The 15,348-nt window shown below is 73.0% G+C and carries 13 protein-coding genes; 12 read left to right on the top strand and 1 reads right to left on the bottom strand.

The window, feature by feature from the left end; genetic code table 11:
- Positions 1 to 28: 28 nt before the first annotated feature.
- From ACQPY0_RS32470 to ACQPY0_RS32420, 11 genes are all read left to right on the top strand, one after another.
- Entirely contained in the window at positions 29 to 751 is a 723-nt protein-coding gene (locus tag ACQPY0_RS32470; protein ID WP_432969007.1) for a hypothetical protein, read from the top strand.
- 45 nt (positions 752 to 796) lie between these two features.
- Positions 797 to 2,191, top strand: coding sequence for a cytochrome ubiquinol oxidase subunit I (locus ACQPY0_RS32465; RefSeq protein WP_432969004.1), 1,395 nt, complete (start codon positions 797 to 799; stop codon positions 2,189 to 2,191).
- Between the two features lie 21 nt (positions 2,192 to 2,212).
- Complete coding sequence (gene cydB, locus ACQPY0_RS32460; RefSeq protein WP_432969001.1) at positions 2,213 to 3,214, top strand: cytochrome d ubiquinol oxidase subunit II; 1,002 nt, start codon at positions 2,213 to 2,215, stop codon at positions 3,212 to 3,214.
- Positions 3,214 to 4,851: a thiol reductant ABC exporter subunit CydD gene (gene cydD / locus ACQPY0_RS32455; protein WP_432968998.1), complete on the top strand. Its 1,638-nt coding sequence runs from the start codon at positions 3,214 to 3,216 to the stop codon at positions 4,849 to 4,851. Before cydB ends, cydD begins: the two co-directional genes overlap by 1 nt.
- A 133-nt stretch (positions 4,852 to 4,984) precedes the next feature.
- Positions 4,985 to 6,835, top strand: a complete 1,851-nt coding sequence (cydC, locus tag ACQPY0_RS32450) for a thiol reductant ABC exporter subunit CydC (RefSeq protein ID WP_432968995.1) — start codon at positions 4,985 to 4,987, stop codon at positions 6,833 to 6,835.
- Positions 6,836 to 6,850: 15 nt separating this feature from the next.
- Positions 6,851 to 7,261 (top strand): pyridoxamine 5'-phosphate oxidase family protein, encoded by a 411-nt coding sequence (locus ACQPY0_RS32445; protein WP_432968992.1) that lies wholly within the window; start codon positions 6,851 to 6,853, stop codon positions 7,259 to 7,261.
- Positions 7,262 to 8,052: 791 nt separating this feature from the next.
- A complete protein-coding gene (locus ACQPY0_RS32440; RefSeq protein WP_432968989.1) occupies positions 8,053 to 8,280 on the top strand; it encodes a hypothetical protein in 228 nt (75 codons plus the stop codon).
- 1 nt (position 8,281) lies between these two features.
- Positions 8,282 to 9,421 (top strand): M20 family metallopeptidase, encoded by a 1,140-nt coding sequence (locus ACQPY0_RS32435; RefSeq protein WP_432968986.1) that lies wholly within the window; start codon positions 8,282 to 8,284, stop codon positions 9,419 to 9,421.
- Positions 9,414 to 9,716: a hypothetical protein gene (locus ACQPY0_RS32430; RefSeq protein ID WP_432968983.1), complete on the top strand. Its 303-nt coding sequence runs from the start codon at positions 9,414 to 9,416 to the stop codon at positions 9,714 to 9,716. Before ACQPY0_RS32435 ends, ACQPY0_RS32430 begins: the two co-directional genes overlap by 8 nt.
- A gap of 73 nt (positions 9,717 to 9,789) precedes the next feature.
- Positions 9,790 to 10,914 (top strand): o-succinylbenzoate synthase, encoded by a 1,125-nt coding sequence (gene menC / locus ACQPY0_RS32425; protein WP_432968980.1) that lies wholly within the window; start codon positions 9,790 to 9,792, stop codon positions 10,912 to 10,914.
- A gap of 141 nt (positions 10,915 to 11,055) precedes the next feature.
- Positions 11,056 to 12,030, top strand: coding sequence for an Acg family FMN-binding oxidoreductase (locus tag ACQPY0_RS32420; RefSeq protein ID WP_432968977.1), 975 nt, complete (start codon positions 11,056 to 11,058; stop codon positions 12,028 to 12,030).
- A gap of 77 nt (positions 12,031 to 12,107) precedes the next feature.
- Here ACQPY0_RS32420 and ACQPY0_RS32415 read toward each other — a convergent pair whose 3' ends face one another.
- Positions 12,108 to 13,655, bottom strand: a complete 1,548-nt coding sequence (locus ACQPY0_RS32415; protein WP_432968974.1) for an alkaline phosphatase D family protein — start codon at positions 13,653 to 13,655, stop codon at positions 12,108 to 12,110.
- Between the two features lie 325 nt (positions 13,656 to 13,980).
- On the opposite strand from ACQPY0_RS32415, the gene ACQPY0_RS32410 reads away from it, so the two are divergent.
- Complete coding sequence (locus ACQPY0_RS32410; RefSeq protein WP_432968971.1) at positions 13,981 to 15,333, top strand: sensor histidine kinase; 1,353 nt, start codon at positions 13,981 to 13,983, stop codon at positions 15,331 to 15,333.
- Positions 15,334 to 15,348 lie beyond the last annotated feature (15 nt).

The raw sequence follows: 15,348 nt of genomic DNA, 5'->3' as shown, positions 1-15,348 counted from the left end.
GTCAGGCCCGCCGTGACTTGGTTGCAGGATGAACCTCACCGCGCGCGGGGTGCGCCCGCACGAACGCGAGGTCGCCGAGGCACTCTTCGGCGCGCTCGCCACCCGCCACCGGCTCGACGGCGGCCTGCGGCTGCGGCTCACGGCTGCCGCGAGGGAGGGCGGGCCGATGGTGGTCCAGGCCAACCTGCGCCTGTTCGGCGCACCCGTGCGCATCCAGGTCGCCGGGCGCGACGCCGCCGAGGCCATCGCGACCGGCGCCACGCGCCTGGACCGGCAGATCCGCCGCCTCAGCACGGCGTGGGAGCCCTGGCCGTGGCCCGATCCGGAGCACCGGCCGCTGGCGGTCCCCGGAAAGCCGGTCATCACCAGGATCAAAAGCGTGCAGCTGTACCGCCGGTGCTTCTGCCAGGCCGCCGCGCACCTGGCCGCCATGGACTACGACGCGCTGCTGTTCACCGACTCCGAGACCGGCGAGGACGCGCTCGTACACCGGGCCGGCCCCACCGGGCTTCAGCTGTCGCGGCAGCGCAGCATGCACCCGGCGGCCGGGCGGGGCACCCCGGTGCCGACGGTGAACCCGCGCCGCCCGCCGGTGCTCAGCCAGCAGGACGCGGCCGCGCGGCTGGCCGACGGCTGGCTGCCGTTCCTGTTCTTCACCGATTCCGCCACGGGCCGCGGCAATCTGGTGTATCGCCGCTACGACGCGGGCGCCGGCCTGGTGCGGCCCGGAAAAGTCCCGTCGCGAATATGACCTTAGGCCCTGCGCGGCCCACGGGGATGGCAACAGAATCGCGGCATGGACAAGCTCGACCTTGCACGGTGGCAGTTCGCCATCACCACCGTGTACCACTACATCTTCGTGCCGATCACCATCGGCCTCTCGGCGCTCGTCGCCGGGCTGCAGACGGCATGGGTACGCACCGGCAAGGAGCACTACCTGCGCGCCACGAAGTTCTGGGGCAAGCTGTTCCTGATCAACTTCGCGATGGGCGTCGTCACCGGCATTGTGCAGGAGTTCCAGTTCGGCATGAACTGGTCGGCGTACTCGCGCTTCGTCGGCGACATCTTCGGCGCGCCGCTGGCCATGGAGGGCCTGCTCGCGTTCTTCATGGAGTCGACGTTTCTCGGCCTGTGGATCTTCGGCTGGGACCGGCTGCCCAAGCGGCTGCATCTGGCCACGATCTGGCTCGCGTCGATCGGGACGATGCTCTCGGCGTACTTCATCCTCGCGGCGAACTCGTGGATGCAGCATCCGGTGGGGTACACGATGAATGCCGAGCGGGGCCGGGCCGAGCTCACCGACATCGGCGCGGTGCTGACGAACAGCACCGCCCTGGTCACCTTCCCGCACACCGTCACCGCGTGCTTCCTCACCGCGGGCGCCCTGCTGCTGGCCGTCAGCGCCTGGCACCTGCGCCGCGGCAACCAGCCCGAGGTGTTCCGGCCCGGGCTCAAGCTCGGTGCCTGGGTCATCCTCGTCTCCGGTGTGCTCGTGCTCATCACCGGCGACCTGCAGGCGCGCATCATGACCGAGCAGCAGCCGATGAAGATGGCCGCCGCCGAGGCGCTGTACGACACCAGCAAGCCCGCGTCGTTCTCGGTGTTCACGATCGGCTCGCTGGACGGGCGCGAGGAGATGTACAGCGTCCGGATCCCCTCGCTGCTGTCGTTCATGGCCACCGCGGACCCGCAGGGCGAGGTCGAGGGCATCAACGACATCCAGCAGCGGTACAACGCCCAGTACGGCGAGGGCGACTACGTGCCCTACGTCCCGGTCACCTACTGGTCGTTCCGGCTGATGATCGGCTTCGGGGCGCTGGCGATGCTGGTCGCCGCGCTCGCGCTGTGGGCCACGCGCAAGGGCCGCCGCCCGGCCGGCCGGTGGCTGTGGATCGCCGCGGTGTCGACGGTCGCGATGCCGCTGCTGGCCAACTCGTTCGGCTGGATCTTCACCGAGGTCGGCCGCCAGCCCTGGACGGTCTTCGGAATGTTCAAGACCGCCGACAGCGTCTCGCCGTCGGTGGCGACGAGCCAGGCCGCGTTCTCGGTCGTTCTCCTCACGCTGCTGTACGGCGGGCTCGCGGTCATCGAGCTGACGCTGATGCTGCGGTACGCCAAGGCCGGCGCTCCGGAAATTGTCGTACCCGACGAGGAAGATGACCCCGACCGCCCGCTCGCGTTCGCCTACTGATCGAAAGGAGGCACCTTCCTCATGGAGCTGACCACCGTCTGGTTCATCCTCATTGCCGTGCTCTGGGCCGGGTACTTCCTCCTGGAGGGCTTCGACTTCGGCGTCGGCATGCTGCTGCCGGTGCTGGGCCGCGACGACCGCGAGCGCCGGCTGATCATCAACACCATCGGCCCCGTCTGGGACGGCAACGAGGTCTGGCTGCTCGTCGCCGGCGGCGCCACGTTCGCCGCCTTCCCGGAGTGGTATGCGACGCTGTTCTCCGGCTTCTACCTACCGCTGCTGATCATCCTCGTCGCGCTGATCCTGCGCGGCCTCGCGTTCGAGTATCGCGGCAAGTCCGACAGCCCCGCCTGGCGCCGCCGCTGGGACTGGGCCATCATCGGCGGCAGCCTCGTGCCTGCCCTGCTGTGGGGTGTGGCGTTCGGCAACATCGTGCGCGGCGTGCCGATCAGCGCCGAGCACGAGTATGTCGGCGGCTTCTTCAACCTGCTCAACCCCTACGCGCTGCTCGGCGGGCTCACCACGCTGACGCTGTTCCTGCTGCACGGCGCGGTGTTCCTGGCCCTGAAGACCGACGGCGACATGCGGGTGCGGGCCGGCAAGCTCGCCGAGCGCCTCGGCCTGCCCGCGGTCGTCGTGGCCGCCGCGTTCCTGCTGTGGACGCAGCTGACCCACGCCGACGCCTGGGGCTGGGCGCTGTCCGGCGCCGCCGCCGCCGCGCTGGTCGCGGGCGTCCTGGCCGCCCGGGCCCGCCGCGAGGGCTGGGCGTTCATCGCCACCGGCGCGACGCTGGTGCTGGCGGTGGCGGCGCTGTTCGTCACGCTCTTCCCCGACGTGATGCCCACGACGCTGACCGGCGGCGACAGCCTCACGGTGACCAACGCGTCCTCGACGCCCTACACGCTGAAGGTCATGACCTGGGTCGCGGTCGGCTTCACCCCGATCGTGCTGCTCTACCAGGGCTGGACCTACTGGGTGTTCCGGCGCCGGCTGCGCATCGAGCACATCCCGGCGGGCCACTGATGAAGCCCCTGGACCCGCGGCTGCTGCGCCACGCCCGGGCGACGCGCACCTATCTGGTGCTCTCCGTCGCCCTGGGCGTGGCCCTGGCCGGCCTCATCGTCGCCCAGGCGACCCTGCTGGCGCAGGCCATCACGCGGGTGTATCTGCACGGCGCGGACCTGCGCGGCATCGCGCCGGAGCTGGCCTGGCTCGCCGCCGTCGTCGCCCTGCGCGCCGCGGTCGCCTGGGCCCAGCAGGTCTGCGCCACCCGCGCGTCGGCGGCGGTCAAGCGCCAGCTGCGGGCCCGGCTGCTGGCCCACGTGGCCGCGCTGGGGCCGGCCGCGGCCCCGCCCAGCGGCCTGGTCGCCACGCTGGCGACCCGGGGCCTGGACGCCCTGGACGCGTACTTCGCCAAGTACCTGCCCCAGCTCGTCCTCGGCGCGCTCGTCCCCGTCATCGTCCTGGCCCGCATCGCCCCGGCCGACCTGGTCGCGGCCGGCACGATCGCCGTGACGCTGCCCCTCATCCCGGTCTTCATGGCGCTGGTCGGCCTGCACACCGAGGCCACCAACCGCCGCCAGTTCGCCCTGCTGACCCGCCTGTCCCAGTACTTCCTCGACGTCGTGGCGGGCCTGCCCACCCTGCGCGTGTTCGGCCGGGCCAAGCGCCAGGCCGCCGTCATCGCCGAGATCAGCGCCCGCCAGCGCCGCGTCACCATGCGGACCCTGCGCGTCGCGCTGCTCTCCTCGCTGGTGCTGGAGCTGCTGGCGACGCTGTCGGTCGCGCTGGTCGCCGTGGGCATCGGCCTGCGGCTCGTCGACGGCGACCTAGGGCTGGCCACCGCGCTGCTGGTGCTGATCCTCGCCCCGGAGGCGTATCAGCCGCTGCGCCAGGTCGGCGCCAACTACCACGCCAGCGCCGAGGGCCTGGCCGCCGCGACCGAGGTCTTCGCGGTGCTGGAGACGCCGCTGCCGACCCGCGGGAGCGCACCCGCCCCGGTGCCCGGCGCCGTGCGCTTCGACCGGGTCGTCGTCGAGCACCCGGGCCGCCCGCCGCTGCCGCCGTTCACCGCGACGATCGAGCCGGGCGAGCTGGTCGCCCTGACCGGCCCGAGCGGCTGCGGCAAGACGACCGCGCTGTCGGTCCTCATGGGCTTCGCGACCCCGGCGTCGGGGACCGTGACGGTCGCGGGCGTCGAGCTGTCCACGGTGGACCCGGACGCGTGGCGCCGCCGCGTCGCGTGGCTGCCCCAGCGGCCGTGGCTGGGGGCCGGCACGATCGCCGACAACATCCGCCTCGGCGCCCCGGAAGCCTCCGACGACGCGGTGCGGGCGGCCGCGGCCCGGGCCGGCGCCCTGTCGTTCATCGAGTCCCTCCCGTCCGGCTTCGCCACCCCGCTGGGCGACGACGGCGCCGGCCTGTCCGCGGGCCAGCGCCAGCGCATCGCCCTGGCGCGGGTCTTCCTCCGCGACGCGCCGCTGGTGCTGCTCGACGAGCCGACGGCGGGCCTGGACGCGGCCACGGAGGCCGACCTGCTGACCGCGATCCGGGCGCACGCCGAGGGCCGCACGGTCATCCTGGTCGCCCACCGCCCGACCCTGGTCGCGATCGCCGACCGCGAGATAGCCCTGACCCCCGCATTGGCGGCCTCGTCATGACCACCCCACGCGCGTTCACCGCCTCCCGCGTCCGCCGCCCGTTCGGTCCCGTTCCTGCCGCCCTTCGCGCGGCGGAGCGCGCTGTCGTGGCGCATCGTGCGGTTGCCATCAGCCGCCCGCCGGAGGTGACCCGATGACGGCCGTCCTCGAGCCCTCGAACACGGCGCCTTCGAGCATGGCGCAGAGCACGGTGCCCTCGATCGCGGCGCCTTTGACCGTGCCGTCCTCGACCGTGCCGTCCTCGACTGCGGTGCCCTCGACCGCGGCTTCCGCGGAGGCCGGGTCTGCCGCGGGGCACGGTGTCGAGCCGGCACGGGCCGGGTCGGTGCGGGCCGGGTTGACGCGTGCGGCCCTGGTGCGGGCGGCGCTCGGGCTGCTACGGCCAGCGGCGGGGCGGCTCACGGTGGCGGTGCTCGCCGGGGTCGCGGCCGCGGCGTCGGCGGTCGGGCTCATGGCGACGTCGGCGTGGCTCATCTCGCGGGCGGCGATGCACCCGCCGGTGCTGCACCTCATGGTCGCGGTCGTCGCGGTCCGGGCGTTCGGCATCGGCCGCGGTGTGCTGCGCTATGTCGAGCGGGTCACCGGCCACGACGGGGCGCTGCGGGTGCTGGGGGAGCTGCGCGTGCGGGCGTACCGGCGGCTGGAGCGGCTCGCCCCCGCGGGCCTGGCCGGGTTCCGCCGCGGCGACCTCGCGGCCCGGCTGGTCGACGACGTCGAGTCGATCGTCGACCTGGTCGTGCGCGTGGCGCTGCCGATCGCCGTCGCCGCCGTCACCGGCCTGGCCTCGGTCCTGCTGATCTGCTCGATGCTCCCGGCGGCGGGTCTGGCGCTGGCGGCTGGCGTGCTGGTCGCCGCGGTGGGGGTACCCCTGCTGCAGTCCGCTCTCGTCCGCCGCGCCGATGCCCGCCTGGCCCCGCTGCGCGGCGCCCTGACGGCCGGCACGGTCGACCTCGTGCAGGCCCTGCCGGACCTGCTCGCCCAGGGGGCGACCGCCGACGCGCTGGCCGCCATCGACCGCACCGACCGCGAGCTGCTGACGGCCACCCGCCGCTCCAGCGCGGCGACGGGCGTCTCGGCTGCGGTGACGGCCCTGTGCACCGGCCTGGCGGTCCTGGCCGGCCTGGCCGCGGGTGCGGTGGCCGTCCGGGCCGGGACCCTGCCGGGCGAGCTGCTCGCCGTCGTGGTCCTGACGCCGCTGGCGGTCTTCGAGATCGTCGGCGCCGTCCCGGCGGCGGCGCAGACCCTGGCGTCGTCGCGGGCGGCCCTGTCCCGGCTCGCCGAGGTCGCCGCCACCCGGGACCCGGCCCCGGACCCGGACTCGCCGGCCGGGCTGCCGGCCGGTCTCGACGTGCGGGTCGAAGGGGTCTCGGCCGGGTGGGTGCCGGGGCGCCCGGTGATCCGGGACGTGTCGTTCACGCTGGAGCCGGGGGCGCGGGTCGCGCTCGTCGGGCCCAGCGGGGCCGGGAAGAGCACGGTCGCGGCGCTGCTGGTGCGGTGGCTCGACCCGGTCGCCGGGCGGATCACGCTCGGCGGCACCGACCTGCGGCGGCTGCCCGGGGACGAGGTGCGGCGCGTGATTGGCTACCTGGGCGACAACGCGTACCTGTTCGACAGCACCATCGAGGCCAACCTGCGGGTCGGCCGGCCGGACGCGACCGACGCGCAGCTCGCCGCCGTGCTGGAGCGGGCGCGGCTTGCCGAGTGGGTGAGCGGGCTGCCCGACGGGCTGCGGACCCGTGTCGGGGAGCACGGGGTCGCGGTCTCCGGCGGGCAGCGGCGGCGGATCGCGCTGGCGCGGGCGCTGCTGGCCGACTTCCCCGTGCTGGTGCTGGACGAGCCGACCGAACACCTCGACGAGGGCACCGCCGTAGAGCTGCTGCACGACCTGATGGACGCGACGCGCGGGCGGACCGTGCTGCTCATCACCCACCGCGCCGACGCGCGCGAGCACGTCGACACCGTCGTGGCGCTGGGCGCGGGCTGAGGAAAGGCGGAGAGCATGGGAGTGTTGCGGTCGCTGGGCCGGCGGCGATGCCTGGAGCTGCTGGGCTCGGTGCCGGTCGGCCGCGTGGTCTTCACCGACCGCGCGCTGCCCGCGATCCGGCCGGTCAACCACCTCGTCGACGGCGAGACGATCGTCATCCGCAGCAACCTGGGCGCGGGCCTGGCCTCGGCGGCGACGGCCCACGGATCCCTCGTGGTCGCCTACGAGGCGGACGAGATCGACGCCGGCACCCACACGGGCTGGACGGTCGTGGTGACCGGCACGGCCCGGCTGGTGCTGGACGAGTCCCGCCTGCGCCGCTACGAGGAGGTCCTGCACCCCTGGGTCGGCGAGACCATGAACTGCGTCATCAGCATCGACTGCGACCTGGTCAACGGCTACGAGTTGACAAGCGACCCGGCCTGACCAGGGTGACCTGGCGTGACTCGGCCTGACCTGGCGTGACTCGGCCTGACCGGCGTGACTCGGCCTGACCGGCGTGACTCGGCCTGACCGGCGTGACTCGGCCTGACCGGCGTGACTCGGCCTGACCGGCCTGACCCGGCCCAGCGGTGGCCCGTGCCGCCCGCGGCCGGTTCGGTTACCGCAGCTCGGCCGCGCTGCCGAAACCGGTTGTCTTCGTCGGCTCGCACCAACCCCGCATCTGCTATTTGTCGTGCGCGACAAACCTCGGCCCTGTGATGTTTGCCTATATTTCATACTCGTAGGCGGCCTCCCAAGGAGCAGCTCATGGTGTGCACAACGAACGGCCGTGCGGCCGTCGTGACCCTCGCCGCCGTGGCGATGCCCGGGCCGCAGCGCGGGGACGAGGCGGCCCGCTACCTCGACCTGGTCGGCATCGATCCGGCGAACGCCGCGAACCCCGGACGCGCTGCCGGGCGGGCAGCGTCAACGCGTCGCGCTGGCCCGGGACCCGGCCGCCCGGCCCGGTGTCCTGATCGCCGCCGAGCTCGCCTCGGCCCTCGACGTCCCGATCCAGGCAGCGGTCCTCAACCTGTTGCGACGCCTCCAGCGGGAACCGGGCTTCGCGATGGTGTTCATCTCCCACGACCTCGCCGTGGTCCGCTACCGCTGCGACCGGATCGCGGTGCCGGACGAGGGCCGGCTCGTCGAGAGCGGTCCGGCGGACGAGGTGTCGCGCGCACGAGACCACGCGCACGCTGCTCGCATGCATCCCCGCCGGCCGGCGGCGCAGCATGACCCGCCCGCTTTCGCCCGGGGACCTGTACGACCTGCGGCTGCCGGTCGATCCGCAGCTGTCACCGGACGGCGAACGGATCGCATACACCGAACTGGAGTTGGAGACGTTGGAGAAGGACGCCTGCGTTGTGCTGCGCCCCGAGATCGGGATCTACTTCCCCGTGGTCTTCTACAACCTGCCCGACGGCTCCCGATACATGCGGGCGACCCCGAAGGTCGACTGACGTGCCCCACCTCCTGCGGGCGCTGCAGGCCCGGTTGCCGAGCCTGCTCGCCGATCTGGAAGAGCTCGTCCGGGCCGAGTCGCCGACGGCCGACCGCGAGGCCTCGGCCGCCTGCGCCGACGCCGTGGCGGCTCTCGGGGCCCGTCTGACCGGCGCGAAACCCGAGTATCTGGCCGAGGGCGGCAGTGTCCAGCTGCGCTGGCGCTTCGGTGCCGGGGACCGGGTCCTGCTGCTTGGACACTGCGACACGGTATGGCCGCTCGGCACGCTGGCGAGCCACCCCTTCACCGTTGCCGGCGGCCGGGTGACGGGGCCCGGCTGCTTCGACATGAAGGCCGGACTGGTCCAGATGTTCCACGCGCTCGCGGTGCTGGACTCCCTCGACGGCGTGACCGTCCTGGTCACCACCGACGAGGAGATCGGTTCGCCGTGTTCGCGGGAGCTGATCGAGACCGAGGCGCGGCGGGTCCGCGCGGCGCTGGTCCTGGAGGCCAGCGGGCCCGGCGGGGCGCTGAAGACGGCCCGCAAGGGCGTGTCCGCCTACGACGTCAGGGTCGTGGGCCGGGCCGCGCACGCCGGGCTGGAACCTCACCGGGGGATCAACACGACGGTGGAGCTGGCCCACCAGGTCCTGGCGATCGGTGGCCTGGCGGACCCGGGCCGGGGTACCACCGTGACGCCGACCGTCATGGCCTCGGGGGCCACCCGCAACACGGTTCCCGACGCCGGGGAGCTGCAGGTGGACGTCCGCGTCGCGACGGTTGCCGAGCAGGACCGCATCGACACGGCGATGCGAGCCCTGCGGCCCGTGGTGGCGGGGGCCCGGCTCGAGCTCATCGGCGGCCCGAACCGGCCGCCGATGCCAGGCACCGCATCCGCCGAGCTGTTCGCCCGCGCCGCCCGGATTCATGAGGACCTGGGGCTCGGAACGTTGCACGGCATCGCGGTCGGCGGCGGTTCCGACGGCAACCTCACCGCCGGCGTCGGCACACCGACCCTGGACGGCCTCGGTGCCGTCGGTGGCGGCGCCCACGCCGACGACGAACACGTGTCCGTCGAGCATCTGCCGCAGCGTTCGGCGCTGCTCGCGGAGCTGGTGCGCGCGCAGCTGACACCCGGCTCGAAGGACCGCCATGGCTGATCAGGACCCGAAGCTCGAAACGGCGACCCCGCCCGCGGCCGGCGTCACCGTCGGCGAGCTCACCACGATCGAGCAGCTGGCCGAGGCCGGCGCGCTGCTGGACCGCGTCTGGCGACCCGGGCCGGGCAATCCCCCGATCACGCTGAAGCTGCCCAACGGGCTGTCGCACTTCGGCGGCCACGTCGCCGGGATGTTCGCCGGCGGCCGCCTGGCGGCCGACGGCCAACCGCGGCGCGTCGACGCGGCAGCTGCCGGCCGGTGGCTGCCGCGTCCCGCGAGGTTCTCGGTGGGCTGATGGCCGCCGGGCGGCCCGTCGTCGGCTTCACCCGCGACGGTTGGTAAGTGATCGACGAGGGGGAGGAGCAGCGATGAAGATGCAGCTGACCGGTATCGAGGTGCGGCAGATCGCAGTGCCGCTGGTGTCACCGTTCCGGACGTCGTTCGGCACGCAGCACTCGCGCGAGATCGCCCTGGTGCGCGCCGAGACGCCGGACGGCGAGGGCTGGGGCGAGTGCGGGGCGATGTCCGCGCCCCTGTACTCCTCCGAGTACACCAGGGCCGTCGGCGACGTGCTGCGCGACTACCTGATCCCGGCGCTGGCCACGGTGCGGGACCTCGACCCGTGGCAGGTCGCCCCGGCACTCGCCCCGATCAAGGGACACCGGATGGCGAAAGCGGCACTGGAGACCGCCGTGCTGGACGCCTGGCTCCGCGCGCACCGCATCTCCTTCGCGACGTGGCTCGGCGCGACGCGGGAGCGGGTTGCCGCCGGCGTCTCGGTCGGGATCATGGACTCCATCCCGCAGTTGCTGGACGCGGTCGGCGGCTACCTCGCCGAAGGCTACGCACGGATCAAGCTCAAGATCGAACCGGGATGGGACGTCGAGCCGGTACGCGCCGTGCGCGAGCGCTTCGGCGACGAGGTGCTGCTGCAGGTGGACGCCAACACGGCGTACCACGTCTCCGACGCGCGCCACCTCGCCCGGCTCGATCCCTTCGACCTCCTCCTCATCGAGCAACCGCTCGACGAGGAGGACATCCGCGGCCACGCGGAGCTGGCCAAGGTCCTGCGCACGCCGATCTGCCTCGACGAGTCGATCGTCTCCGCGCGTTCGGCGGCGGACGCCATCGCGCTGGGTGCCTGCTCGGTGGTGAACATCAAGCCCTCCCGCGTCGGCGGCTACCTGGAGGCCCGGCGTGTCCACGACGTGTGCGTCGCCCACGGCGTGCCGGTGTGGTGCGGCGGGATGCTGGAGACCGGCCTGGGGCGCGCGGCGAACGTGGCCCTGGCGGCGCTGCCCGGCTTCACGCTGCCGGGCGACACCTCCGCGTCGGACCGCTACTACGCGACCGACATCACCGAGCCGTTCGTGCTCATCGACGGACACCTCGACGTCCCGCAGGGGCCTGGGCTGGGCCGCACTCCGGTTCCGGAACTGCTCGACAGCGTCACGGTGACGAAGGAGTGGATCCCGTTCCCGCGACCGTCGTGACCGCCTGCCGTACGTTCCGCTACCCGGTCCAGGGTCCCCGGTGACCGAGAGTATTCATTCTCTGTAAACCGGGTGTTGTCCCGGGCGATGGGGGACCTATGGCCCTGTTCGGGTCGGCGGGCGGCGCGCGACTGTTGCGGGATGACCAGAAACCTGCGCGCCGACATTGATCTCGTGGCCGAGGCGTCGATCGCGGCGCTGCGGGCACCCTCCATTTTGAACACGCAGCCGTGGCGGTGGCGGCTGGCCGGTGACCACGCCGAGCTGTGGGCGGACCGCTCGCGCCAGCTTGCCGGGATCGACCCGGACGGGCGGCTGCTGCTGCTCAGCTGCGGTACGGCGCTGCACCACGCGTCCGCCGCGCTGCACGCCGCCGGGTACGACGCCGACGCCCAGCGGCTGCCCGATCCCGACCGGCCCGACCTGGTGGCCCGGGTCCGGGGCGGGGCGCCGCGCCCGGACGCGGTGCGCGCCGCGGACGAGCGGCTCGCCGCGGCGATCGAGCAGCGGCACACCGATCGCCGGCCGTTCGGCGACGAGCGGCCCGCCGCGGCGGTGCTCGACGCGCTGCGGGCGGCGGCGCAGCGGCATCGGGTACACCTGCAGGTCGTGCGGGACGAGCAGCTGACCGCGTTCGCGGCGGCGGTGGCCCACGCGGGGGCCGTCGAGCAGGCCGACCCGCGGTTCCGGGCGGACCTGCTGGCCTGGACGGCGCGGCCCGGCGCCGAGGGGATCGCGGCGAAGCACGTCGTGGCGGCCGACCGGCGTACGGTGGCGCCGCGGGACTTCACCGTGGTGGGCGGGCTGGAGCCCGGGCCGGGCAGCGACCGCGGCACCGTGTACGCGCTGCTGGTCACCGACGGCGACGAGCCCCGCGACTGGCTCGCGGCCGGGGAGGCGCTCTCCGACGTGTGGCTCACGCTCACCGCGCACGGCCTGGTCGCGTCGCCGATCAGCGAGGTCGTCGAGGTCGCCGCGGTCCGTCACGCGCTGCGCGGCCTGCTCGGCGGCGTCGGCAACCCGGCGATCGCCCTGCGGGTCGGGGTGCCGGTGACGGACGAGGCCCCGCCGGCGAGCGGGCGCCGGTCGGCGTCGGCGACGATCACGGCGGGCTGAGCGTTGAGCCGGCCGGCTAGCTCGGGCTTGGTGTGCCGGGACAGTTCCCGCGCACCGGAGCCGTCCCGGCAGCTGGTTCAGAGGCGGTGGACCGAACCGATCGCGGATCCCGCATCGACCCGCCACCGGTCCATCACCGACACCGTGCCGCCGGGCCGCTCGACCGCGTTGCCCAGCACGAATGCCGTCGTCCACGAGGTCGAATCGACCGCACAGTCGAGATAGCCGCGGTACGAGCTGAGGGAACCCGGGTTCCCGTAGGCGTACTGCGCGCGGAATGCACCCGGGTCGGCGTACGCCTCGAAGTCGGTGCCGCTGTCGCTGGTCATCGGTGGCCCGACGAACTCCGTCGCCACCAGCGCGGAGCTCTCGCTCTGCCGCTGCCGGACCGACGTGACGATTCCGCGGTGGACGTCGCCGCTGACCACGACGGGGTTGAACGAGCGGCGGGCGCGGGCGGCGAGACGGGCGGCGAGCGCATCGGTCAGCGCGGAGCGGTCGGCCTCGTAACCGGTCCACTTGTCCGCTGTGCCGGGGAACCCGGGGAACCAGGAGACGGGGACTCCGGATCCGATCGCCGTCCAGGTCGCATGCGAGCCGGCGACCTTGTCCAGCAACCAGGACAGCTGTTCCTTGCCGAGGATCGTGCCGGTCGGCGTGCGCCACTGCCGGTCGTCCACGAGCAGCAGGTCGAGGTGCCGCCCCCACTTCACCTGCCGGTGCAGGGGGAGGTGCTTGCGGCCCGACGCGGCGTCGTAGACCGGCGGCCCGCCCCGCAGCGGCATGTTCTCCCAGAACGCCTGCAGCGCGTTGCTGAACCGCTCGCGGGCCGCGTCGGTCATGTCTGGGTCCCCGCCGGCGACGTTGTCGAAGAACTCGTGGTCGTCGGGAACGACGTACACCGGGTGGCGGGCGTGCAGTGCCAGCAGTGCGTCGCGGGACTTGTACTGCCCGTACCGGCGCCGGTAGTCGTCGAGCGAGACCACCCCCCGGTTGGGGATGTGGCCCGCGCGGCCGAACTCGTAGATGTAGTCGCCGAGGAAGACGACGAAGTCCAGGTCGTCGCGCCGCCCGATGTCCGCGACCCCGTTGAAATAGAAGAGACCGCCGCCCGGCCTGGCCATGTTCTCGCAGCTGATGACGGCGAACCTGGCGGTCCTGTCGGCTGAGGGTACGGGCGTGGTGCGGGTGGAACCGATGGGACTGACCCAATCGCCGACGACGAACCGGTACGCGTAGGCGGTGTCGGGATGCAGACCCGTCACGTCGACGTGCACCGACCAGCCGAATTCCGGGTCCGTCGTCGTGGTACCGGCCGCGACGAGGTTGCCGGACTGAAGGTCAGCCGGCGTCCGCGCCACCTGCCATACGACCGGTACGCTTCCGACGCCGTCCATGCCTTGGCCCACGGAGGTCGGCGCGGGCGCGAGGCGGGTCCAGAGAACGACTGCGCCAGGGATCGCGTCACCGGAGGCGACGCCGACGGTGAACGGAGTCGTCGCGAAGTCGGGCACGGCGTCGGCGAAAGCGCGCGGGGCAACGGCGAGGCCGCTTGCGATCGTCGCGGTGGCCACGCCGGCGGTCCGCAGGAAGACGCGGCGGCTGAGGGAGTATTGGCTGGTCATGGAGCGGGCGGCACCTTTGTCGTCGAATGCTTGCTTGCCTGCAAGAAATATCAGGGGGAAGCGGACCGTGCGGCGACCCGCGGGGAAACCACGGGTGGCGTTCGAGTGTTTTGATCATCGGGCTAGCCCACGGACGACGGTTTCGGCGAGCTGGTCGCCAGCCTGCGGTCCGGCGCCTGTCGCGACGCCGTGCAGCTCCTTGTCCTTGAGACCCTGTCATGGCCACGCCGGCGGCCAGGCGCTGTACGTCGGCTCACGCCGGCGTCGCGCCCGAAAGCCGGAACCGCTGCGAGCGGGCCGGCGCGAAGGCGCTAGCGTCGGCTCCATGAGGAGGCTCGCGGAGCGGATTCGGCAGCGGCTCGGGGTGCGGATGCGCTCGGCCCTGGCCGCGGCTGCGGTGGTCGCCGTCGCCTCGATGCTCACCGGTGTCACGTTCGTCATCGCCGCGCGGATGATTCTCACCAGGAACGTCGACCAGAGCACGGGGGACCGGGCGGCGCAGGTCGCCGACGCGCTCGGCGACGGGGAGGCGGCGCTGTCGGCGGTGATGCGGCCGTCGCTGCGGGACCGCACGATCGTGCAGGTCCTCGACGGCAACGGCAAGGTCCTGCAGGCCTCCGCACTCATCGCCGGCGCCCAGCCGATCTCCACCCTGCGCCCACAACCCGCCCAAACGAAACGGGAACAACGACGACTGAGCGTCGCCCACGACGAATACTTCCGCATCACCGCACTCGGCGTCACCACCCCAACCGGACCCCGCACCATCCTCGCCGGACAATCCATCGACGAAATCGACGACGGCACCGAAGCCGCCATCGGCGCCCTCGCCATCGGCCTACCCCTGCTCACCATCACCGTCGGCGTCGCCACCTTCCTCTTCGTCGGCCGCACCCTGCGCCCCGTCGACGCCATGCGCCAACAAGCCGAAACCATCACCGGCCACAACCTGCACACCCGACTCCCCGTCCCACCCACCACCGACGAAATCGCCGCCCTCGCCACCACCATGAACACCATGCTCGACCGCATCGAAACCGCCACCGAAACCCAACGCCGCTTCGTCGCCGACGCCTCCCACGAACTCCGCAGCCCCCTCTCCACCGTCCTCGCCGCACTCGACCTCCTCACCCCCAACCCCCACATCGAACGCATGCGCCGCGAAAGCGAACGCATGGCCAGACTCATCGCCGACCTCCTCCTCCTCGCCCGCGTCGACGAACACACCCTCCACCTGCGCCGCGAAGACGTCGACCTCGACGACCTCGTCTACACCGAACGCGAACGCCTCCACACCCAACACCCCAACCTCCACATCACCACCCACACCAACCCCGTCCGCATCAGCGGCGACCCCCACCACCTCCAACGCGCCCTGCGCAACCTCGTCGACAACGCCGCCCGCCACGCCACCACCACCATCGACATGACCGTACGAACACACCACAACACCGCCGAAATCACCATCACCGACGACGGACCCGGCATCCCCGCCCCAGACCGCCACCGCATCTTCGACCGCTTCGTCCGCCTCGACGAAGACCGCTCCCGCACCGCCGGCGGCACCGGCCTCGGCCTCCCCATCGCCCGCGACATCACCACCGCCCACGGCGGCACCCTCACCGCCGAACAAGCCCCAGGCGGCGGCGCCCTCCTGCGGCTGCGACTCCCGGTGTAGGGCGACGAGCCCCGC

Origin of the sequence: Dactylosporangium sp. CA-233914, from assembly GCF_050942935.1 — a bacterium.
GTDB lineage: Bacteria > Actinomycetota > Actinomycetes > Mycobacteriales > Micromonosporaceae > Dactylosporangium.
This window is presented reverse-complemented; position numbering and strand designations above follow the sequence as displayed.

Bases quoted from the DNA above. Each gene is read 5' to 3' on its own strand.
- ACQPY0_RS32470 (WP_432969007.1), top strand. From the start codon at position 29: ATGAACCTCACCGCGCGCGGGGTGCGCCCGCACGAACGCGAGGTCGCC.
- ACQPY0_RS32465 (WP_432969004.1), top strand. From the start codon at position 797: ATGGACAAGCTCGACCTTGCACGGTGGCAGTTCGCCATCACCACCGTG.
- cydB (WP_432969001.1), top strand. From the start codon at position 2,213: ATGGAGCTGACCACCGTCTGGTTCATCCTCATTGCCGTGCTCTGGGCC.
- cydD (WP_432968998.1), top strand. From the start codon at position 3,214: ATGAAGCCCCTGGACCCGCGGCTGCTGCGCCACGCCCGGGCGACGCGC.
- cydC (WP_432968995.1), top strand. From the start codon at position 4,985: ATGACGGCCGTCCTCGAGCCCTCGAACACGGCGCCTTCGAGCATGGCG.
- ACQPY0_RS32445 (WP_432968992.1), top strand. From the start codon at position 6,851: ATGGGAGTGTTGCGGTCGCTGGGCCGGCGGCGATGCCTGGAGCTGCTG.
- ACQPY0_RS32440 (WP_432968989.1), top strand. From the start codon at position 8,053: ATGACCCGCCCGCTTTCGCCCGGGGACCTGTACGACCTGCGGCTGCCG.
- ACQPY0_RS32430 (WP_432968983.1), top strand. From the start codon at position 9,414: ATGGCTGATCAGGACCCGAAGCTCGAAACGGCGACCCCGCCCGCGGCC.
- menC (WP_432968980.1), top strand. From the start codon at position 9,790: ATGAAGATGCAGCTGACCGGTATCGAGGTGCGGCAGATCGCAGTGCCG.
- ACQPY0_RS32420 (WP_432968977.1), top strand. From the start codon at position 11,056: ATGACCAGAAACCTGCGCGCCGACATTGATCTCGTGGCCGAGGCGTCG.
- ACQPY0_RS32415 (WP_432968974.1), bottom strand. From the start codon at position 13,655: ATGACCAGCCAATACTCCCTCAGCCGCCGCGTCTTCCTGCGGACCGCC.
- ACQPY0_RS32410 (WP_432968971.1), top strand. From the start codon at position 13,981: ATGAGGAGGCTCGCGGAGCGGATTCGGCAGCGGCTCGGGGTGCGGATG.